Here is a 20,890-nt window from a genome sequence, read left to right as displayed (position 1 = left end):
TACGACACAGTAAGCGAGGCGGGAGCGCCCTCGCCGACGCTCCCGCCTCTTGAAACCCAACTGAGACATTCCCTGTGAGAGAACCCTCAATAAGTACTCAGTACCCCATATTGACACCGAAACGAACGTCGCGCGCCGCCGCAAGCTTGGACTGCAGACCGTAGATGTCGATGAATCCGCGCGAGGAAGACTGGTCGAAGGTATCGCCCGTCTCGTAGGTCGCGAGGTTGAAGTCGTACAGAGAGGACTCCGAGCGGCGGCCATTGACGGTGGCGCGACCACCGTGCAGGATCATACGGATGTCGCCGCTCACGTAGCTTTGCGTGTGCTCGATGAAAGCATCCATCGACTTCTTCAGTGGCGAATACCACTGGGCCTCGTAGACGAGTTCACCCCAGGTTTGCTCGAGCTGGCGCTTGTAGCGGTGCTGCATGCGCTCTAGGGTGATGGATTCGAGGGCCTGGTGAGCCTCGATGAGAGCGACTGCGCCGGGCGCCTCGTAGATTTCGCGGGATTTGATGCCCACGAGGCGGTCCTCGACCATGTCAATGCGACCGATGCCCTGGGCGCCGGCGCGGCGGTTCATCTCCTGGATCGCCTCAAGCGGGGTGACCGGGCGTCCGTCGATGGCGACGGGGATGCCCTTATCGAAAGTGATGACAACCTCGTCGGGCAGCGGTGGGTAGGTCGGGTCGTCGGTGTAGACGTAGACGTCCTTGGTGGGAGCGTTCCACAGGTCCTCGAGGAAGCCGGTCTCGATGGCTCGGCCCCACACGTTCTGGTCGATCGAGAAGGGGTTATGCTTCGTGGTTTCGATCGGCAAGTTATGTTTCTCGGCGTACTCGATGGCGACGTCGCGGGTCAGGGCAAGGTCGCGCACCGGGGAGATGCAGTCCATGTCGGGGGCCATCGACGTGATCGAGACCTCGAAGCGAACCTGATCGTTTCCCTTGCCGGTGCAGCCGTGAGCGACGGTGGATGCACCAAATTCGCGGGCCGCCTTGACCAGGTGTTTGGTGATGACGGGGCGTGAGAGCGCGGAAACAAGAGGGTATTTACCCTCGTAGAGCGCGTTGGCCTTCAGCGCGGGCATGCAGTATTCGTTTGCGAATTCATCGCGGGCGTCAGCGACGTACGCTTCCACAGCGCCACAGTCGAGCGCTCGCTGACGGATGACCTCAAGATCCTCGCCACCCTGGCCAACGTCGACGGCAACAGCGACGACCTCGCGGCCGGTCTGTTCTCCGATCCATCCGATGGCGACGGAGGTATCCAGGCCTCCTGAGTAGGCTAGGACAACGCGGTCTTTGCTCGACATGTGGGTTCCTTCCGGGGGTATTTTTCGTGGGTTCGTGTGCCCGCTCGTGCGGACGAGGCCGGGGCTAGTTGTCGGGGAGAGCACCGGGTTCCGCGAGGGCGAGGAGCACGCGTTCCATGGTGGCGGCGTCCTGTTCGGAGCGGCAGATGACCAAGATGGTGTCGTCGCCGGCGATCGTTCCTGCGACTTCTTCTCGCCGGACAGCGTCGATGGAGGAGGCTAGCAGGTTAGCTGCGCCGACCTGGGTGCGCAGCACAAGCTGGTTATCGACCTTGACGGAGGTGACGAGGAGTAGCTGGCACCACCGTGCAAGCCGCACATGTGCGGCTTCGGCGTCGTGGGTCGCGCCGCCGTCATGGTCGGGCACCGTGTAGATGAGCGCACCGGAGGCGTTACGTACTTTTGTTGCCCGCAGGTCCATGAGGTCGCGCGAGAGAGTCGTCTGCGTGACATCGATGCCTCGCTCCGCCAAGCGCGAGCGGAGTGCTTCCTGGCTTCCGATGGATTTGGAGGCAAGGAGGTCACGGATCATCTCATGCCTGGCGCTCTTTGTGCTCGGGAACGCGGCTGCTGAACTCATATGCATGATTATACATATTCATGCATATGTTTGCACAAGCGGATGAGAGGCGTGCTCTGTGCACCTCATAAACGATGCTGTCAGCCCTTCAGAGCATCAACAATCTCATCGGCCCACCGCTCAATGGCCTCCCAGTCACGGAAGTCACCCTCGACAACGCCAGCCAGACGGGCGACGGAACGCTCGCGCAGTGAGAGAAGCGATGGCTTGTAACGGCCCGGGAAAGTACGCAGCTCACGACACTTCACGTGCGTCAACAGCGGGCCGACGCGAGAGCCGTCCTGCTTGGAATGCTTGGGGACACCGTTCATGCCGACCGAAAAAGCCCACACCTGCCCGACAGGGAGCTGGTCCTTGAAGCGTTCCATGAAGTCGTGCGCCTCGGGCATCCACTGGAGAATATACGTGGCGGAGCCAACAATCACGGCGTCGTAGTCCGCAACCGAGGTGACATCGGCGGGTGCGAGACGATCAACGGTGATGCCACTCGCTTCGATGCGTTTGGCAATCGCGTCGGCGACCTCATCCGTCGCCCCATGCTTGGATGCTGCAGTTACAAGGATGTGCATAGCCACATACTAAAGCGAAGGCCGGTCGAATCAGCGGGCGCAACGCCCCAAATGAGTGGGGGACCACAGTGAGATTCGACCGGCCTTCGTGCGGCGTCGTCAGGCGCGCAGCGAGGCTCCAAGCACCTTGGCAGCCTTAGTGACCACCTTCTTGCGGACAGCCTCGGATTCTTTAGCGGTCAACGTGTGATCGGCAGCGCGCAAACGCAGGGCGAAGGCAAGCGAACGATAGCCGTCGGGCACTTGGTCGCCCTCGTAGATGTCAAAGAGGGTGACAGACTCGGCGAGGGGACCAGCGCCCTGACGAACGATCTGTTCGACCCGCGCTGCCGGAATATCCGACGGGACGACCAGCGCGATGTCTTCCTTGGCCAGCGGGAACGTCGAGACGGCCTTGACCTGGATCGGATCGACACTCATGTGCGCAATCAGCGCGTCCACGTCAATCTCGAAAGCACAGGAGCGCGCCGGCAGGCCGAAGGCACGGCAGGCCGAAGGCGAGAGCTCGCCGGCCAGCGCCACGTCCACCAGATCGCGTCCGGCACGCACAAAGACGCGGGCAACGCGACCCGGGTGGAAGGGGGCAACATCCGCAGGATCAGTTGCAGGCGCAGGCATCGGAGCACCCTTGTGGGCGGACACGTGATCCACCCACGCGCGTGTCACCTCGACGCGCACACCAAGATCGGAGGCGACGCGGCGAACGTATTCGAGAGCATCAGCCCAGTCGTAGGCACGAGGCGAGGACAGGACGCCCGTAGCTTCTGCCGCGCCGGTGAGAACACCACCGATGTGCCACGGCTGGGCGGGGATGCCTGCCTCGAGCGCTGCGAGCACCTCGTCGGAGGGGCGCTCCTTCGCCCCGGGAAGCAGCGAAGGAACGGTTCCGTGGGGTCGGGCAACCTTGGCGATTTCGAAGACAGCGACGTCCGCATTGGAGCGTGAAACATTGCGGCCAGCGACATCTAGCAGCGTGTCGAGGACCGAGGTACGCAGCCAAGGTGCATCGTCCGCCATTGGGTTACGCAGACGCAAGGCCTCACGNAACAGTAGCCGCGGTCCGGAGTCACGTTGATCTCCAGGACTTCCTCTCCCAGGCCGAGCCAGGACACGATGTCGGTGCCCACCGCGGGGATCTCACGATCCGGGAAGTACTGCGGCAGGACGATGATGCCACTGTGGTCCTCGCCCAGGCCCAATTCTCGGGCGGAGCAGATCATGCCGTCGGAGACGTGACCGTAGGTCTTGCGCGCGGCGATCTGGAAGTCGCCCGGCAGCACGGCTCCCGGCAGCGAGACGACCACCAGGTCGCCCACGTCGAAGTTGTGCGCGCCGCAGATGATGCCACGGCTGGGCAGCTCCGAAGGCTCCTTACCCGTGCCGGGGGCATCGTTGTACTCGCCGACATCCACACGGCAGTAATTAACAGTCTTCCCGTTCGAGGCGGTCTCCTCCACCCGCGTCAGGACGCGGCCCACGACGAGGGGGCCGATGACGCGCGCGGGGTGGATCTCTTCTTCCTCGAGACCGACCTTGACCAGGGCAGCAGCAAGGGCCTGCGCGTTCGTGCCGTCGACGATGTCGACGTGCTCGGCCAGCCAGCTCAGCGGAACCATAGGCATGTCAGTTTCCCCTTCCATTGATGCCGAACTGCTGGGAGAAACGGACGTCTCCCTCGACAATGTCGTGCATGTCAGCGATGCCGTGACGCAGCATCAGCGTGCGTTCGATCCCCATACCGAACGCGAAGCCCGAGTAGACCTCAGGATCGATGCCGTTGGCGCGCAGAACGTTGGGGTTGACCATGCCGCAGCCACCCCACTCGATCCAGCCAGGACCACCCTTCTTTTGCGGGAACCACAGGTCCATTTCGGCACTGGGTTCGGTGAAGGGAAAATAGGAGGGACGCAGGCGGGTCTTCGCCTCGGGGCCGAACATGGCCTTGGCGAAGTGGTCCAACACACCCTTCAGGTGCGCCATCGTCAGGTCCTTGTCGACCGCGAGGCCCTCAACCTGGTGGAACACCGGCGTGTGCGTCGCGTCTAGCGCGTCGGAGCGGAACACCTTGCCCGGGCACGCCACGTACAGCGGCACGCCGCGTGCCAGCATCGAGTGGGACTGCACGGGCGAGGTGTGCGTGCGCATGACGAGGTGGCCGTCCTCCTCCTTCTCACCGCCCACGCTGCGGCCGTCAATGTAGAGGGTGTCCTGCATCTGACGAGCAGGGTGGTCAATATCAAAGTTCAGCGAGTCAAAGTTAAACCATTCGTGTTCAATCTCGGGGCCTTCAGCAATGTCCCAGCCCATGGCGACAAAGAAGTCAGCGACCTCTTCCATGAGCGTCTCCAGGGGATGACGGGCACCGGCGTGACGCCGACGCGTGGGAACCGTGACATCCACGGATTCCTCGAGGAGCATGCGGGCCTCGTGCTCGGCGGCGAGAACCTCCTTGCGGGCCTCGAGCGCCTCGGTCAACGCCTTGCGCGCCTGCCCAAGGTTCCTGCCAGCCAGACCACGCTGGGAGGGCTCTAGTGAACCGATCGTACGGTTCGCGCTCACGAGCGGTGCTTGATCTCCGAGAAGCGCAGCGCGGACGGTCTTGAGAGCGTCCAGCGAATCGGCTTCTTCAATATCGACGAGGCCCTGGGCGCGAACCGCGTCGACGGCGGCCTCGTCAAGAGGATCAAGGTCAGGGGCAATGCCAGCCATGTCCTGCTTCCTTCTTTCCTACTGGGGTCATTACTGCGCGCACCACGCGCACCGCCCTCCATCCTACCTGTTCGCCTATCCTCACAGCTCACTGGGTTCGCCACCGCGCTACCCTGGAAGCCGTGAATGCGCGTCAGCGCCACCCGTTGTCTCATGACAGGAAGTCCATGTCTCACATCACGAATCCTGACGGATCGGCTCCCACCTCGTCCTCCGTCTCCCCCCTGTTCAACGCCCGCCGAGTGCGCATCCAGCACATTGCGCGAGCCAAGGCCGAGGGCATCCCGTTGACCATGCTCACAGCCTACGATGCACTCACCGCACCGATTCTCGAAGCTTCCGGCGTCGACATGCTTCTCATCGGCGACTCGCTGGGCAACGTCATCCTGGGACACTCATCCACCCTTCCCGTCACTCTTGAAGATATGGAACGCGCCACGGGCGCAGTGGCCCGTTCGACCTCGCGCGCAATGATCGTCGCAGATCTACCCTTCGGTACCTACGAGGACTCCCCCGAGCATGCCTTTGCCTCGGCCACCCGCCTCATGAAGGCCGGCGCCCACGCGGTCAAGCTCGAGGGCGGCGAAGCACGCGCGCACATCATCTCCGCACTGACCGACGCCGGCATCCCCGTGTGCGCCCACCTGGGTTACACGCCGCAGTCCGAAAACACACTGGGTGGGCCGCGTATGCAGGGCCGAGGAGACGGAGCCGATCAACTGCGACGAGACTCGCTCGCGGTCCAGGAGGCCGGAGCTTTCGCCGTTGTCTTCGAAATGGTGCCGGCAGCCATCGCCACCGAGCTGACGCGCACACTGTCTATCGCGACAATCGGCATTGGCGCCGGCCCGAACACAGACGGCCAGGTCCTGGTCTGGTCCGACATGGCCGGTTACTCCGACTGGACGCCCTCATTTGTACGCACGTTCGGGACGCTCGGAGCAGCCCTACACGAGGCCGCCTCCGACTACGTCGAGGCGGTACGCGAACGTACCTTCCCCGGACCCGAGAACTACAAAAACGCCTGACCGCGACACCTAAACAGGAGAAAGCAACCATGGAAGCATCACCGCTGGCACGCCGTGCACCCCTGGGCACGCTGAAGCCCGGACGTGTCTCGGCCCGACGCGCCGTGCCTGAGCACATCGCGCGCCCCGAATACATGTTCCACGACGGCCCCGAGCGCGTCACGACCTCGGACATCAAGAGCCCCGAGACGATCGCGAAAATCCGCGAGGCCGGGCGCATCGCCGCGGGCGCCATCGAGGCCGTGGGCGCCGCCATCGCCCCGGGCGTGACCACGGACGAACTAGATCGCATCGGTCACGAGTACCTCATCGCCCACGATGCCTATCCCTCGTGCCTGGGTTACATGGGATTCCCCAAGTCCCTGTGCTCATCAATCAATGAGGTTATCTGCCACGGCATCCCCGACGACCGTCCGCTCGAAGACGGCGACATCGTCAACATTGACATCACTGCCTTCAAGGACGGTGTGCACGGTGACACCTGCGCTATGTTCGAGGTCGGCACTGTCGACGAGGAGTCGCACCTGCTCATCGAGCGCACCAAGAACGCGATGATGCGCGGCATCAAGGCCGTGGGTCCGGGCCGCGAAATCAACGTGATCGGGCGCGTCATCGAGGCATACGCGAAACGATTCGACTACGGGGTCGTGCGCGATTACACGGGCCACGGTGTCGGCGAGGCCTTCCACTCGGGCCTCATCGTCCCCCATTACGACGCGGCCCCCGCCTACGACACGGTCATGGAGGTCGGGATGGTCTTCACGATCGAGCCCATGCTGACGCTGGGCACCGTCGAGTGGGAGCGCTGGGACGACGATTGGACGATCGTGACCGCCGACCGCTCGCGCACCGCGCAGTTCGAGCACACGATCGTCGTGACCGAGGACGGGGCCGAGATCCTGACCCTTCCCTGAGTACCACTCCCCCACGGCCCGCCTCGTTTTCTCACGATATGAGGCGGGCCGCGCTCATATCGTCAACGGATTGTTCTTTTTGCGGTGGCGTCCGTTACAATTTAGATACGTCGGGTCCCAGGGGCCCGCGTTCAAAAAGATACGCATTACCCGAGGAGGGGTCATGGTTCAGGTCGCTTGCGGCATCGACATCGGCGGATCCGGCGTGAAGGGTGCGCTGGTTGATCTGGAGACCGGTGAGTATATCGGCGACCAGATTCGTATCCCCACCCCCAATCCCGCCACTCCTGAAGCAGTCGCAGCGGTCTGCCGTCAAGTCATCGACAAGCTCGACGTCAAGGTCGGCGTACCAATCGGCGTTACTTTCCCCGCCCCTGTCTTTAACGGTGTCATCCCCTACATGGCGAACCTCGATCAGTCGTGGGTCAACATCAACGTTGACGACCTCATGCAGCGTTACCTCGGACGAGCTGTCGTCGCTCTCAACGACGCGGATGCCGCGGGCATCGCCGAGGTCGCCTATGGTGCAGCGAAAGGCCGTGACGGCGTTATCGTCTTCACAACCCAGGGCACGGGCATTGGATCGGCGATCATCGTGAACGGCATGCTGCTAACTAACACGGAGCTGGGGCACCTGGAGATCGATGGCACCGATGCGGAAAAGAACGCGTCCTCGGGCCAGAAGACTTTGCAGGGGCTGAACTGGGAACAGTGGGCACAGCGTCTGCAACGCTACTACAGCCACGTGGAGTTCTTACTCAATCCCGATCTGTTCGTTGTGGGCGGCGGAGTATCGGAAAACCACGAAAAGTTCATGCCGCTCCTAAAGCTCAAGACCCCGATGATTCCGGCGAAGTTACTGAACACCGCTGGCATCGTCGGCGCAGCCTACTACGCGGCGCAGCACGCCTGAGCACACGCGCACAGTGCACGCAAACGGAAGGACCTCGACGCACGTCGGGGTCCTTCCGGGATCTGTCAGCCTATACGCCGGGTTCTGTTCCTCGCGCCGTTACCGGACACGCGGTGGCGACCATCTATCTAGGACCGTCGTTACCGACGGCCTCCAGCAACCTACCCGCAGGCGTGAGGCGGGCCGCCCTGCCTGCTGCTCGATCTTGCTCCGGGTGGGGTTTACCTAGCCGACGCGGTCGCCCGCGCCGCTGGTGAGCTCTTACCTCGCCTTTTCACCCTTACCCCCACGAATCGTGGAGGTGGTTTCTTTTCTGTGGCACTCTCCCGCGGGTTACCCCGGGTGGCTGTTAGCCATCACCCTGCCCTACGGAGCCCGGACGTTCCTCGAGCGTTTCCGCGCGCGGCCGCCCGACCGGCAGATCCGCATTGATTCTAGCGCGCCGAGCGACCAGCGCGCGATAGGGTGAATACATGTTGATCTGGTTACCCCCGTCGGAGGGGAAGAACGCGCCCGCGGTCGGGTCCGCCCTGTCGCTGGAGTCCCTCTCTCACCCGGGTTTGACCGCCGATCGCCGCAAGGTCGCCGACGCTCTCATCGAGCTGGGCGCAGGTTCGCAGGCGGCAAGCACACTCAAAGTCGGCGATCGCATCGACCTCTCCGTGAACGAGACTCTCATGAGCGCACCCTGCGCCCCGGCCTCGTCCCTGTTCACCGGCGTTCTTTTTGAAGCGATCATGGCTGCCGCGCCCGATGCCTGGGAGGGCACGGGCACGGAAGCCGTCTCAGTGTTTTCCGGTCTCTTCGGGGTGCTGTGCCCCACTGACGCCATTCCTGATCACCGCCTAGCCATGGGCGTGTCTCTGCCTGGATTCGGCGTACTGTCCACCTGGTGGGCACCGCGGCTCGATGCGGCACTGCGTGAAGAGGCTTCGGGGCAGGTCGTCCTCGACGCGCGCTCGGGTCCCTACCGGGCGGCATGCAAGGCTCCCTGGGCACGCGTGTGGGAGCTGCGCGTCGTGCGTGAAGCAGGCGGGAAGAGGAGAGTCGTCTCTCATGACGCGAAGCGCTGGAGGGGTGCTGTCACGGGCAGGCTCCTGGCCTCGGGCGGCTACGCAGCTGCCGACACTGTCGAATGTGAACAGCAACTGACGGACGCTGCTCATTCCGTGACGTTGCGCGATGCTCGCGGGGGCGAACACCGCGTCACGGACGTCGAATTCGGCGCTGAGAAGAAAACAAAAGACGGCGGTACGACACGCGCGCTCACGTTGGTGACCAATTAACCGCCGAGCTGTGCTGGAAACCTGCGGGGCGGTATCTGGCCGGGGAACCCACGACGCAGGCTAAACATACGTTTGGTCGCGCATGGACGACGTCATCCGTGTCCTCGTCCTCAGCGGGGCGTGTTCGCCGACGTTCTTACGACGATTTGGGAAGTGTCCTCGGTCAAGTAGAGTTCGTCGGCGGGGGTCAAGCGGATTCGCTCAAGCTCCATGGGACTCAGGTCGGCGGCAACGCCGATGCCATAGCCGTCGCGCACCTCAATAACCGCCAGTGCGCCATTGAGGCGACGCGCCTCCTCGTATTCCTCCAAGAGTGCGTGCGGCAGACGCTCGACCAGCTCCCGGCGGGCCGCAATGACGCGCCGAAGCTCATCGTCAGCTTCGGCGACATCTGCTTCAAATTCGGCTTTAAGCCGCTCGATGTCGTCGGCGATGGCTTGGGCCTCGACCTTCATCTTCTCCTGCGCTGTCTGGGCGGTCTCAATGCGTTCCTCAGCTTCCACCTGGTCGTTTTCAAGCTTGGCCAGGCGGCGGTCCATCTGCGCGATCTCGTGTTCCATGGCGGAGATGTCACGCAGAGGTACCTGGTTGGCATCGATGCGACCCTGCTGGCGCTTACGGCGCTCGGAAACTTTGGCGATCTCGTCCTCGATGCGCGCAACCTCGCGGCCACTGTCCGCAATGAGGGCGTTCTGACTGATCGCAGCACGTTTCAGATCGGCGATGCGGCCCGCGAATTCGCGAACGGTCGCGTGGGCGGGGTGAGAGTCGCGCTTATGGCGCAGCGCCGATTCCTTCTGGTCAAGCTTCTGCAGCTCGAGAAGGTCGAGCTGGTCGGTGTGCGTCGCTTTCACGCTAGTTCTCCCTGAGTGACTCGGTGGCTGGTCCATGGCTCGGTGACAATCGTAGAGACTTCGACGCGAAGTTCCACATTGGCGCTGCGTGCGGCCTCACGAAGCTTTCGTGCGAGGACGGGCAACCACGGGTATTCGGTGGCCCAGTGTGAGCCGCACAGCAGCGCGGGGGAACCACCCTCGAGGTGCTCGGAGGCCGGGTGGTGGCGCAGGTCGGCAGTCAGGTACACGTCGACGTCGGCGGCGCGCGCCGCGTCCAGTGCGCTGTCCCCCGCGCCACCCAGGNCGCCGCGACCGCAAGATCTGCGCGATTGGTTTAAAGGTCGCGCGCGGCGCAACCCTGCACGGCGTCGCCCTGAACGTGGACATCGACCCGGCCCATGCCTTCGAGGGGATCATCCCCTGCGGCCTGACCGACGCGGACGTGACCTCCCTGTCGTGGGAAGGCGTCCACACGAGCGTTGCCGAGGCCGCGACGCAGCTCATCCCGCGCATGGTGGAGCACATCTCCCCGTGCCTGGCCACCCAGCCCGCTTCCGTTTCCTACACGACGAGGTCACCCCTATGAGTACCCTGCCTGATCCCGAAGGACGCAAGCTCCTGCGCATCGAGGTGCGTAACTCGCAAACGCCGATCGAGAAGAAGCCTGAGTGGATTCGCACGACCGCTAAAGCCGGCGAGAACTACCAGGACATGCGTTCACTTTCCCACGCGAAGGGCCTGCACACGGTATGCGCTGAGGCGGGGTGCCCCAACATCTACGAGTGCTGGCAGGACCGCGAGGCGACGTTCCTGCTCGGCGGCGCCCTGTGCACGCGCCGCTGCGACTTCTGTGACATCGCGACGGGGCGTCCCACGGAGTACGACAAGGACGAGCCCCGCCGCATCGCCGAGTCGGTGCGTGACCTGGACCTGCGNTGTGATGACGATGTCGTAGGGTTGCCCGTCTCCATCCGGTCCTGCGACGGCCTGCTCGGCGATGGCGTTGGTGGGGTCAAGGGCGAGGAGGAGTGAGCGCACCGGGGCGTCGGGGTCGCCGACGATGAGGCCGACGCGGTCCCAGGGCTGCGCGGTCGCTTGCGGGTACCAGGACTCCATGAGGGCCATCACGTCGCGGACACGCCACGAGGCTTGGGCTGAGTCGTGGGCATCGCGCGCGGAAAAATGAGAGGACAATCGCATGCGCTAAGCATACCGGACCCCCAACAAGCAAGGGACCATGCCCGCGACTATGATCACATCCGTGCAGATTTTGAGCTTACTCGACCGGGGGTTGGTCGATTATTCGCGGGTTGACGCGCTCCAGCGCTCCCTGCACGAGGACGTGCTCGCAGGCGGCGAGGACACGCTGATCGTTTCTCAGTTCGCGCCCACGTGGACGGCTGGGCGCCACACGAAGCCGCAGGATATTCCCTCCGCGAGGATCCCGGTGATCCGCACGGATCGCGCGGGGTCGGCGACCTGGCACGGGCCGGGTCAGCTCGTCGTCTACCCCGTCGTGCGCCTGAAGGAGCCCGTCGATCTCGTGCAGTGGATCCGCGCGGTTGAGGCCTCGGTCATCGACACGGTGCGCGAGGCGTGGGGCCTGCCGGTGCATCGCGTCGCGGGGCGCGCGGGCGTGTGGCTGACCGAGGAGGGGCGCCGCGACCGCAAGATCTGCGCGATTGGTTTAAAGGTCGCGCGCGGCGCAACCCTGCACGGCGTCGCCCTGAACGTGGACATCGACCCGGCCCATGCCTTCGAGGGGATCATCCCCTGCGGCCTGACCGACGCGGACGTGACCTCCCTGTCGTGGGAAGGCGTCCACACGAGCGTTGCCGAGGCCGCGACGCAGCTCATCCCGCGCATGGTGGAGCACATCTCCCCGTGCCTGGCCACCCAGCCCGCTTCCGTTTCCTACACGACGAGGTCACCCCTATGAGTACCCTGCCTGATCCCGAAGGACGCAAGCTCCTGCGCATCGAGGTGCGTAACTCGCAAACGCCGATCGAGAAGAAGCCTGAGTGGATTCGCACGACCGCTAAAGCCGGCGAGAACTACCAGGACATGCGTTCACTTTCCCACGCGAAGGGCCTGCACACGGTATGCGCTGAGGCGGGGTGCCCCAACATCTACGAGTGCTGGCAGGACCGCGAGGCGACGTTCCTGCTCGGCGGCGCCCTGTGCACGCGCCGCTGCGACTTCTGTGACATCGCGACGGGGCGTCCCACGGAGTACGACAAGGACGAGCCCCGCCGCATCGCCGAGTCGGTGCGTGACCTGGACCTGCGCTACGTGACGATCACGGGCGTGACCCGAGACGATCTGCCCGACGGCGCTGCTTGGCTGTATGCGCAGACGTGCCGCCTCATCCACGAGCTCAACCCGGGCACGGGCGTGGAGCTCCTCGTGGACGACTTCCGTGGTCAGGCCGAGTCAATCGACATGGTCATCGAGGCCGGCCCGCAGGTTTTCGCGCACAACCTGGAGACGGTGCCACGCATCTTCAAGAAGATACGTCCCGCCTTCAACTACGATCGCTCGCTCGCGATGATCAAGCGCGCCCACGACGGCGGCATGGTCACCAAGTCGAATCTGATCCTGGGCATGGGCGAGACGCGCGAGGAAGTCAGCGCCGCCATGCGCGATCTGCATGAGTCGGGCTGTGACCTGCTGACGCTCACGCAGTACCTGCGTCCCTCTCCCCTGCATCACCCGATTGACCGCTGGGTGCATCCGGAGGAGTTCGTCGAGCTGGCGGCCGAGGCCGAGGAGATGGGCTTCGCCGGTGTCATGGCCGGCCCCCTCGTGCGTTCCTCGTACCGCGCGGGCCTGCTGTGGGCCAAGGGTATGCGTGCCCGCGGCTTCGAGATCCCCGAGCAGCTGCGCCACATCGCCAATTCCGGCTCGACGCTCCAGGAGGCCGGTTCGGTGCTGGCGCGCCTGAAGGAGCGCTCGGAGCGTCACGCGGCCATGGCAGCCGCGAAGGCCGCCTCGGCCTCGTGANCTCGCGGCGGCGGAGCTGTTTTCGGCGTCGGAACGCTAGAGACGTGTGCGAGTGACCTCACAGTTTGCGTGCGCCACATTTAGGTAAGATTAGCCTTGCTTTATCAAAGGAGAGTCTTATGCCCCGCCATCGCATCGTCATTATTGGCTCCGGTTTCGCTGGCCTCACGGCTGCTCGCCGACTGAAGAAGGCAGACGCCGACATCACCATCCTGGCCCGCACGTCGCACCACCTGTTCCAACCTCTGCTCTACCAGGTGGCCACGGGTATCCTCTCCGAGGGCGACATCGCCCCCACGACGCGCGAGATCCTGCGCCGCCAGAAGAACGTCACGGTCTTGCAGGCGCTCGTCGAGGAGATCGACGTCGAGGCTCGCGTCGTGAAGTGGCGCAACCACAACAAGTACGAGCGCACCGAGTACGACACCCTGATCGTGGCGGCGGGCGCGGGCCAGTCCTACTTCGGCAACGACCACTTCGCGGTGTTCGCGCCGGGCATGAAGACGATCGATGACGCGCTCGAGCTGCGCGCGCGTATTTTCGGCGCGTTCGAGCTGGCCGAAATCGAGACCGATCCCGCTCTGGTGGGCAAGCTCCTCACCTTCGTCGTCGTGGGCGCAGGCCCCACCGGCGTCGAGATGGCAGGACAGATCCGCGAGCTCGCCTCTCACACACTCAAGGGCGAGTTCCGCAACATCGATCCGACGAAGGCGCGCGTCATCCTGGTGGACGGCGCAGCTCATCCACTCCCCCCGTTCGGCGAGAAGCTCGGCCATAAGACCGAGGAGGCGCTGGCGAAGCTGGGTGTCGAGATGAAGATGAACGCCTTCGTGACGGACGTGGACGCCGAGGGCGTGACCCTGAAGTACAAGTCCGGCGAGGAGGAGCGGATCGAGTCCGTGTGCAAGGTGTGGGCCGCGGGCGTGTCCGCGAGCCCGCTGGGCCGGGCCCTGGGCGAGGCGACGGGCGCCGAAGTGGACCGCGCGGGGCGCNCTTTAAGTCGCAGGTGGGCACGCTGGTGAATTGGTTCTTCAGTTTCCTGTCGGGTGCGCGCTCGCAGCGCACGACGACGAACCAGCAGATGGTGGGCCGCCTGGCGATGGAGCAGCTGGGTGCGGGCGCGTCCGGCAAGCTCGTCGCCGGCGAGGACGTCGTCGAGGAGCGCATGCACGAGGCCTGAGCGCCTCACGCTCTGACGGTTAATTCTGGCGCGCGTTCGGGCACGGCAAGCGCGCGCTGACAAACAGGCAGACAGGCACGGTGTGGGGCCGGAAGCGAGGGCTTCCGGCCCCACACCTACTCAGAGAACGATAGCTCTTTCAGCTCTGCTTCACCAGGACTGTCAAACCTTGTGATATACAATTTGACTCATGGTTGATCCTGTAGCAACTTCTCTAGTTAACGTCGGTCTCGCACTGACCTCAATGCTGCTTAACGCCACCCAGCAGCAACAGGCTGCAGCTATCGTAACTGACGCTCGTGATCCCATAATCTTGCTTACTCAGGCGATTCTCGGTCGACGCGGCACGAAGAAAGACATCGAACGTACCATCCACAAAGATCTAACTCTGCGCATGCGCGAAATGTCCGAACGCTGCCACAGCGACGGTATTAATTCCGATCGACTAGCGAGTCCATGCGCGGAAGTTGAAGAGATATTAAACGCTATCGATGATCATGAGCAGCTCCTCGAACAAGCTGTACATGACCCTAATGCTGTTCGCGCATTTTTTGAACAACAAGCACAAAACAGCCGAATTCAGGTAGATGAGCGCCTGGTTCCGTATTTCGACGAACTGATTACAGCGGTCACTGAGCTTTACATTACTTATGCGGAGCGATCATCCAACTACCAACAGCTCGCCCTCAAGCAGTTGTTGAAGAGTGACAGAGAGAATCGCGAAACGTGGGCACAGATGCACGAGACAATAGTTGATGTCCCACACAAGGTCGCCGAGCTCGTCTCCAGCGAGAGTAAGCCGAGCCGCGTCTTTTTCGGTAGTCGACCGAACGTGGTGACGGAGAACCGGTTTGTCGAGCGTAGCGAGCAGGAACAGTTGAATGCGCTGATCACCAACCCAACGAAACAACCCACGGTCCTGGTGGGCATGCGCGGCTGCGGCAAGACACAGCTTGCCGCTGCTCTCGCTGAGCAATGCGAGGACGCACACTGGAGCCTCGTCGCGTGGGTGAATGCAAGTTCGACCGAATCCATCACGAGCGATCTGGTCGAACTTGCCAGAGAACTTAAGATTGACACGAGTGGCCAGCCCACTGCCGAGGCCATTATTCATCGGCTCTTCACCCGTTTGAAATCAGCGGTTCCCTCAGACAGACTCATCGTCTTCGACAACGTCGAGGACATCAACGACATTTGCGGACTTGTACCGACCGGTGACGGCCTGCGCGTGGTCGCGACAACGACGAACGACAATGGTTGGAACTTTCAGTGGGACACCGTTAGGATTGGGGTCTTTGATCGCGAGAAGTCGATCGACTACCTCCTTACGGTCACCAACTCCACTGATCACGACGCCGCAGACACGTTGGCGCGCCGGCTCGGCGATTTGCCGCTGGCTCTTGCTCAAGCAGCAGCAACAGCACTTAACGAAGATTGGACACTGACGCAATATCTGAGGCTTTTGGAAAAATACAGAAGCGAACAAGTTATCCGCTCGATTCCCGGAGACGAATATCCGCACGATGTCTACGGAGCACTGCGGATGGCCATCAGAGGCACTCTCAACAACCTGGATGAAGGCACGAGGCGCGCGGCTCGACGTCAATTAGGAGCGCTTGCACTGCTCGCGGAGTCCGGCGTACCCACACACTGGCTCGACCCCATGTCAGAGGAGCCTAACGACGCAGAATTCCAAGACCACGACCGAGCCGCAGATGAAGATGCACATAAGGCTTTAACCAAGCTCATTCGCAGGTCTATCGTTCAGCAGAGCGCAGACAAAGCGACGACGATGCTTCATCGCCTCCAGGCGAGAGCTTTCCGCGAATCCTGGAGCAAAGAAGAACGTGAACAAGCATGCGAATCAGCTGCTACCCTGCTCGGTTCTGTGAACATCGACAGCTTCGACAGAACCGATACGGAATCACGCCTCCGTGAGACCCGTTCACTCATCGAACAGATTCGTGCCATTAGTGAGCAGAGGCATTCCAAATCTCTCTTCAAATATGAACAGATCGCATTGATTCTTTCCCACACCCTCTCGCACGCACGCGATCTCGGGATTCTCTACGAAGCGCTCGCTCTCGAAGAACCCGTACTGGCAACTCTGAATATGGCACAACAGCTAGACGAGATAGCCGCTCTCAATTTGAAGGAACAGCTCGCATACACGTACATGTATGCAGAGCAGTTCGACAAAGCGTTCAACCTATACGCGCAGGTCATCGATGATCGGACAGCTATTCAAGGCCACGACCACCGTGACACCCTGGCCTCACGCAACAACCTCGCATACGCCTACTACTGGGAGGGCGACACCGGCAAGGCTATTGATCTTTTCGAGCAGGTCCTCGACGACCGCACGCGCATCCAGAGCAGCGACCACGAGGACACGCTCATGACAGGCAGCTACCTTGCCCTCGCATACGCGGACGATGGCCAGCTTGAGCGTGCCATCGCTCTGGGCGAGCAGGTCGTCAAAGACCGCGACAGCGTCCTGAAACCGGACCACAAACATACCCTCGTGACCCGCAACAATCTCGCCGATGCATACAAATCCGTCGGCCGCCTCACGGATGCCATCAAGATGTACGAGTACGTGTTAGAAGCACGCATCCGCACCCTAGGTAACACGCATCACCACACGCGTATCACGCGCAACGATCTCGCGCAGACATACGAACAAGCAGGCGATCTTCCCAAAGCCATCAGCATGTACGAAGACCTGCACAACGACTATATACAAATTTATGGGGCCGACCACGAATCGACAATAGAGGTGCGGGATAGACTCGAAGCAGCCAAGCAGAAGCTGGAGCAGCAGGAGAATGCGACACCCGCCGAGTAACGCGAGCAGATACGCGTTGGGGCCGGAAGCTGTCGCTTCCGGCCCCCGCCGTTTGTGGGCCCTACCGGACTCGAACCGATGACCTTCTGGGTGTAAACCAGACGCTCTAACCAACTGAGCTAAAGGCCCCACGCACGCGCCAATCTACCAGAAGAGGCACGCACGGTCATCCGAAGCCGAGCGACACGACGCAGGACAGCGCCGCCCCGCCCAGGCCTCGTCGATGAAACTAGCGACGCGAACGCGGACGCGCGGTCAAGCGCACACCCGCCCAGTCCTGCCCCAACGCCGTCGACGTCGTCGCGTGCAAGCCCGCGATCTCCGCGGCCTCCTCCACGTCGCCCACGCGCACCGAATTAGAACGCCCCGGCTTAGGAATCAGGACCCAAATCAAGCCACCGTCATCCAAGTTCGACATGGCGTCCACCAGGACGTCCGCGAGATCCTCTTCCTCGGCGTCATCCGCGCGCCACCAGACGATCGCACCATCCACGACGTCCGCGTAATCGACGTCAACGAGCGGATGCCCCGTCTCCCCTTCAACCGCGTCACGCACACCCTGATCCACGTCGTCATCGACGTAAAACTCCTGCACGATCGCATCGGACGCAAAACCCAGGCTCACTGCCATCACGCAGCACCACCCATCAACGAGCTGGCGCTCAGTGTCATATCAACGTTCACGCCTTCATCCTAGGGCATGAAAGCAGGTCGAATGCAAGGGATAACACCAGCCGAAACAGCCCCGCACGGCATCACCCCTCTGACCAGCGCATTTACTCCCACACAACACAGCCATCAGCGGTGATATGCACCTCATACATGCGCTCACTAGCAAACGCTCGCAAAGCCACACCAGAAGTGGGACAATAGTCCCGATATGCGCGGTGTCGATCGAAGACACTGCCCACGAACGCTGCACGTCGCAGCTCCGAGTCAAGCGAGAAGGTACACCGTGAGCCAACTCCACGAGTCACGCCCCGTCGTCGTCAACGGACTGATCCCCCAAGTCCCCGACAACGACCCCCAGGAGACCGCCGAATGGGTCGAGTCCCTGACCGGACTCATCAACGAAAAAGGCGGCCCCCGCGCGCGCTACATCCTGCTGCACATGCTGGACGAAGCACGACGCAACGGCGTTCAACTCCCCCAGGAATACACCACCCCCTACGTCAACACCATCCCCGTTGACCAAGAACCGTACTTCCCCGGCGACGAAGCCATGGAACGCGAATACCGCCGCTGGATCCGCTGGAACGCCGCCGTCCAGGTCACGCGCGCCCAGCGGCCCGGCGTCAAGGTCGGCGGACACATCTCCTCCTACGCATCCGTCGCCACCCTCTACGAAGTCGGCCTCAACCACTTCTTCCGCGGCAAAGACCACCCCGGCGGCGGAGACCACGTCTTCTTCCAAGGCCACGCCTCCCCCGGCCCCTACGCGCGCGCCTTCCTCGAAGGACGCCTCTCCGAAGAAGAAATGGACGGCTTCCGCCAGCAGGTCTCCACCGCTCACGGCCTGCCCTCCTACCCGCACCCGCGCCAACTCGACCACTTCTGGGAATTCCCCACCGTATCGCTGGGCCTGGGCCCCGCCGAAGCCATCTACCAGGCGTGGTTCGACCGCTACCTGCACATGAACGGCATCAAGGACACCTCCCAGCAACACACCTGGGCCTTCATCGGCGACGGCGAAATGGACGAACCCGAATCCCGCGGAATGCTCCAGCTCGCCGCCCAGCAGCGCCTCGACAACCTGACCTTCGTCATCAACTGCAACCTCCAGCGCCTCGACGGACCGGTGCGCGGCAACGGCAAGATCATCCAGGAACTCGAAGCCTTCTTCAAGGGCGCCGGCTGGAACGTCATCAAAGTCATCTGGGGACGAGGCTGGGACCAGCTCCTCGCCGCCGACAAGGACGACGCCCTCGTCCACGTCATGAACGAAACCCTGGACGGCGACTACCAGACCTTCGGCGCGAACGACGGCGCCTACGTGCGCGAACACTTCTTCGGCCGCGACCCGCGCACCAAAGAAATGGTCAAGAACTGGACCGACGACCAACTCTGGGAGCTCAAGCGCGGCGGCCACGACTACCGCAAGGTCTACGCCGCCTACAAGGCCGCCATGGAGCACACCGGCCAGCCCACCGTCATCCTCGCCCACACCATCAAGGGCTACGCGCTCGGCACGCACTTCGCCGGCCGTAACTCCACGCACCAGATGAAGAAGCTGACACTCGGGGACGCCAAGCAGCTGCGCGACCGCCTCCAGATCCCGATCACGGACGAAGAACTCGAACGCGACCCCTACATGCCCCCGTACTACATGCCGCCGGCCGACCACCCGGCCCTGCAGTACATGAAGGAGCGCCGCGAAATCCTCGGCGGCTGGGTGCCCGAGCGCCGAGCCGACCGTGCGCCCAAGCTCCCCACCCTGCCCACCCGCCCCTTCGAAGCGCTGTCCAAGGGCTCCGGCAAGCTCGAGGTCGCCACGACCATGGCCCTCGTGCGCCTCATCAAGGACCTCATGAAGGACAAGCAGGCCGGCAAGTACTTCGTGCCGATCATCCCCGACGAGGCACGCACCTTCGGCCTGGACGCGATCTTCCCGTCGGCGAAGATCTTCAACACAACCGGCCAGTCCTACACGCCCGTCGACGCCGACATGATGCTGTCCTACCGTGAATCCGAGCAGGGCCGCATCCTGCACACGGGCATCACTGAGGCCGGCTCGTCGGCCGCCTTCCAGGTCGTCGGCACGGCATACGCGACGCACGACCTGCCGATGGTGCCGATCTACATCTTCTACTCGATGTTCGGCTTCCAGCGCACGGGCGACCAGTTCTGGGCCGCCGGCGACCAGCTCACCAAGGGCTTCGTCATCGGCGCCACCGCCGGGCGCACCACGCTCGCGGGCGAGGGCCTGCAGCACATGGACGGCCACTCTCAGGTCCTGGCCGCCACCAACCACGCGTTCGTGTCCTACGACCCGGCCTACGCCTACGAAATCCGCCACATCATGGCGGACGGCCTGCAGCGCATGTACGGCGACGCGGGCGGCCGCGACCCGAACGTCATGTACTACATCACCGTGTACAACGAGCCGATCCACCAGCCGGCCGAGCCGGAGAACGTGGACGTCGAGGGCATCATCAAGGGCATCTACAACGTCGATGAGCACCAGAACTTCGGCGGCCCCAAGGCTCAGCTGCTCGCCTCCGGCGTCGGCGTGCCGTGGGCGCGCGAGGCCCGCGAGCTCCTGGCCCGCGACTGGGGCGTGGACGCCGCCGTGTGGTCCGTGACCTCGTGGAACGAGCTGCGCCGCGACGGCCTGGACGCCGAGGAGCACAACTACCTGCACCCCACCGAGCCGCGCCGCACGCCCTACGTGTCGGCCAAGCTCGCGGGTCGCGAGGGCCCCTTCGTCGCCTCCTCAGACTTCGACCGTATGCTCCCCGACCAGATCCGCCAGTGGGTCCCCGGCGACTACCACGTGCTCGGTGCGGACGGCTTCGGTTTCTCAGACACGCGCCGTGCTGCCCGCCGCTGGTACCACATCGACGCCGAGTCGATGGTCGTGCGCACACTGGCTGCCCTCGCCGACAAAGGCCAGGTCGACCCGTCGGTCGTCGGCCAAGCGATCGCGAAGTACGACCTGTTCAACTACGCCATCGCAGGCTCAGATCACGCCGGCGAGGAGTGAGCG

15 protein-coding genes, 1 tRNA gene, 1 other RNA gene and 6 pseudogenes are annotated in these 20,890 nt (G+C 63.2%); 11 read left to right on the top strand and 12 right to left on the bottom strand.

Features of this window, described 5'->3' with window-relative positions; translation table 11 throughout:
• Positions 1-97: 97 nt before the first annotated feature.
• The 6 genes and pseudogenes from BQ7477_RS06310 to pheS form a co-directional block, all read right to left on the bottom strand.
• Positions 98-1,318 (bottom strand): argininosuccinate synthase, encoded by a 1,221-nt coding sequence (locus BQ7477_RS06310; protein ID WP_073983230.1) that lies wholly within the window; start codon positions 1,316-1,318, stop codon positions 98-100.
• Positions 1,319-1,382: 64 nt separating this feature from the next.
• A complete protein-coding gene (gene argR / locus BQ7477_RS06305; RefSeq protein ID WP_073983229.1) occupies positions 1,383-1,904 on the bottom strand; it encodes an arginine repressor in 522 nt (173 codons plus the stop codon).
• A 74-nt stretch (positions 1,905-1,978) separates the two neighbouring features.
• Positions 1,979-2,467 (bottom strand): flavodoxin domain-containing protein, encoded by a 489-nt coding sequence (locus tag BQ7477_RS06300; protein ID WP_073983228.1) that lies wholly within the window; start codon positions 2,465-2,467, stop codon positions 1,979-1,981.
• A gap of 99 nt (positions 2,468-2,566) precedes the next feature.
• Positions 2,567-3,484 (bottom strand): phenylalanine--tRNA ligase subunit beta-related protein, encoded by a 918-nt coding sequence (locus tag BQ7477_RS13250; protein WP_478209457.1) that lies wholly within the window; start codon positions 3,482-3,484, stop codon positions 2,567-2,569.
• 29 nt (positions 3,485-3,513) lie between these two features.
• A pseudogene (locus tag BQ7477_RS13245) lies at positions 3,514-4,089 on the bottom strand (phenylalanine--tRNA ligase subunit beta); the annotation flags it as partial.
• A gap of 1 nt (position 4,090) precedes the next feature.
• Positions 4,091-5,176, bottom strand: a complete 1,086-nt coding sequence (gene pheS, locus BQ7477_RS06290) for a phenylalanine--tRNA ligase subunit alpha (RefSeq protein ID WP_073983227.1) — start codon at positions 5,174-5,176, stop codon at positions 4,091-4,093.
• Positions 5,177-5,343: 167 nt separating this feature from the next.
• On the opposite strand from pheS, the gene panB reads away from it, so the two are divergent.
• The 3 genes from panB (at position 5,344) to ppgK (ending at position 8,031) form a co-directional block, all read left to right on the top strand.
• A complete protein-coding gene (gene panB / locus BQ7477_RS06285; RefSeq protein WP_073983226.1) occupies positions 5,344-6,204 on the top strand; it encodes a 3-methyl-2-oxobutanoate hydroxymethyltransferase in 861 nt (286 codons plus the stop codon).
• A gap of 29 nt (positions 6,205-6,233) precedes the next feature.
• Positions 6,234-7,118, top strand: a complete 885-nt coding sequence (gene map, locus BQ7477_RS06280; protein WP_073983225.1) for a type I methionyl aminopeptidase — start codon at positions 6,234-6,236, stop codon at positions 7,116-7,118.
• A gap of 163 nt (positions 7,119-7,281) precedes the next feature.
• The gene (ppgK, locus tag BQ7477_RS06275) at positions 7,282-8,031 is read left to right on the top strand and encodes a polyphosphate--glucose phosphotransferase (RefSeq protein WP_073983224.1); all 750 of its coding nucleotides are present in this window, start codon (positions 7,282-7,284) and stop codon (positions 8,029-8,031) included.
• Positions 8,032-8,088: 57 nt separating this feature from the next.
• Here the strand turns inward: ppgK and rnpB are convergent.
• An RNA gene (gene rnpB, locus BQ7477_RS06270) (RNase P RNA component class A) lies at positions 8,089-8,453 on the bottom strand.
• Between the two features lie 51 nt (positions 8,454-8,504).
• Between rnpB and BQ7477_RS06265 the strand changes: the two genes are divergently transcribed.
• Positions 8,505-9,317, top strand: coding sequence for a YaaA family protein (locus tag BQ7477_RS06265; protein ID WP_073983223.1), 813 nt, complete (start codon positions 8,505-8,507; stop codon positions 9,315-9,317).
• A gap of 110 nt (positions 9,318-9,427) precedes the next feature.
• Here BQ7477_RS06265 and BQ7477_RS06260 read toward each other — a convergent pair whose 3' ends face one another.
• Both BQ7477_RS06260 and BQ7477_RS06255 read right to left on the bottom strand, forming a co-directional pair.
• Positions 9,428-10,171, bottom strand: coding sequence for a zinc ribbon domain-containing protein (locus BQ7477_RS06260; RefSeq protein ID WP_073983222.1), 744 nt, complete (start codon positions 10,169-10,171; stop codon positions 9,428-9,430).
• Positions 10,168-10,455: pseudogene (locus BQ7477_RS06255) on the bottom strand (Nif3-like dinuclear metal center hexameric protein); the annotation flags it as partial. The pseudogene BQ7477_RS06255 and the gene BQ7477_RS06260, both read right to left, overlap by 4 nt.
• Positions 10,456-10,457: 2 nt before the next feature.
• Here BQ7477_RS06255 and BQ7477_RS06250 point away from each other — a divergent pair.
• A pseudogene (locus tag BQ7477_RS06250) lies at positions 10,458-10,739 on the top strand (lipoyl protein ligase domain-containing protein); the annotation flags it as partial.
• Positions 10,736-11,086, top strand: a pseudogene (locus BQ7477_RS06245) (lipoyl synthase); the annotation flags it as partial. The pseudogenes BQ7477_RS06250 and BQ7477_RS06245, both read left to right, overlap by 4 nt.
• A gap of 3 nt (positions 11,087-11,089) precedes the next feature.
• Here BQ7477_RS06245 and BQ7477_RS06240 read toward each other — a convergent pair.
• Positions 11,090-11,353: pseudogene (locus tag BQ7477_RS06240) on the bottom strand (Nif3-like dinuclear metal center hexameric protein); the annotation flags it as partial.
• 61 nt (positions 11,354-11,414) lie between these two features.
• On the opposite strand from BQ7477_RS06240, the gene lipB reads away from it, so the two are divergent.
• The 4 genes and pseudogenes from lipB to BQ7477_RS06220 all read left to right on the top strand — a co-directional run bounded on the left by lipB (position 11,415) and on the right by BQ7477_RS06220 (position 17,184).
• The gene (gene lipB, locus BQ7477_RS06235; protein WP_073983545.1) at positions 11,415-12,092 is read left to right on the top strand and encodes a lipoyl(octanoyl) transferase LipB; all 678 of its coding nucleotides are present in this window, start codon (positions 11,415-11,417) and stop codon (positions 12,090-12,092) included.
• Positions 12,089-13,156 carry a lipoyl synthase gene (lipA, locus tag BQ7477_RS06230; protein WP_073983221.1) on the top strand — a complete coding sequence of 356 codons (1,068 nt, stop codon included), beginning with the start codon at positions 12,089-12,091 and terminating at the stop codon, positions 13,154-13,156. The genes lipB and lipA overlap by 4 nt, the downstream gene beginning before the upstream one ends.
• A gap of 119 nt (positions 13,157-13,275) precedes the next feature.
• Positions 13,276-14,336 (top strand): annotated as a pseudogene (locus BQ7477_RS06225) (NAD(P)/FAD-dependent oxidoreductase).
• A gap of 190 nt (positions 14,337-14,526) precedes the next feature.
• On the top strand, positions 14,527-17,184 hold the full coding sequence (locus tag BQ7477_RS06220; protein ID WP_084795697.1) for a tetratricopeptide repeat protein: 2,658 nt from the start codon (positions 14,527-14,529) through the stop codon (positions 17,182-17,184).
• A 55-nt stretch (positions 17,185-17,239) separates the two neighbouring features.
• Here BQ7477_RS06220 and BQ7477_RS06215 read toward each other — a convergent pair.
• Together BQ7477_RS06215 and BQ7477_RS06210 are read right to left on the bottom strand one after the other, a co-directional pair.
• Positions 17,240-17,313: transfer RNA gene (locus BQ7477_RS06215), tRNA-Val, on the bottom strand.
• Positions 17,314-17,413: 100 nt separating this feature from the next.
• Positions 17,414-17,815, bottom strand: coding sequence for a DUF3052 domain-containing protein (locus BQ7477_RS06210; RefSeq protein WP_073983219.1), 402 nt, complete (start codon positions 17,813-17,815; stop codon positions 17,414-17,416).
• A gap of 324 nt (positions 17,816-18,139) precedes the next feature.
• Between BQ7477_RS06210 and aceE the strand changes: the two genes are divergently transcribed.
• Entirely contained in the window at positions 18,140-20,887 is a 2,748-nt protein-coding gene (gene aceE, locus BQ7477_RS06205) for a pyruvate dehydrogenase (acetyl-transferring), homodimeric type (protein WP_073983218.1), read from the top strand.
• The last annotated feature ends 3 nt before the right edge of the window (positions 20,888-20,890 follow it).

Origin of the sequence: Actinomyces bouchesdurhonensis (genome assembly GCF_900128465.1) — a bacterium.
In the GTDB taxonomy this organism is placed as follows: domain Bacteria; phylum Actinomycetota; class Actinomycetes; order Actinomycetales; family Actinomycetaceae; genus Pauljensenia; species Pauljensenia bouchesdurhonensis.
This window is presented reverse-complemented; position numbering and strand designations above follow the sequence as displayed.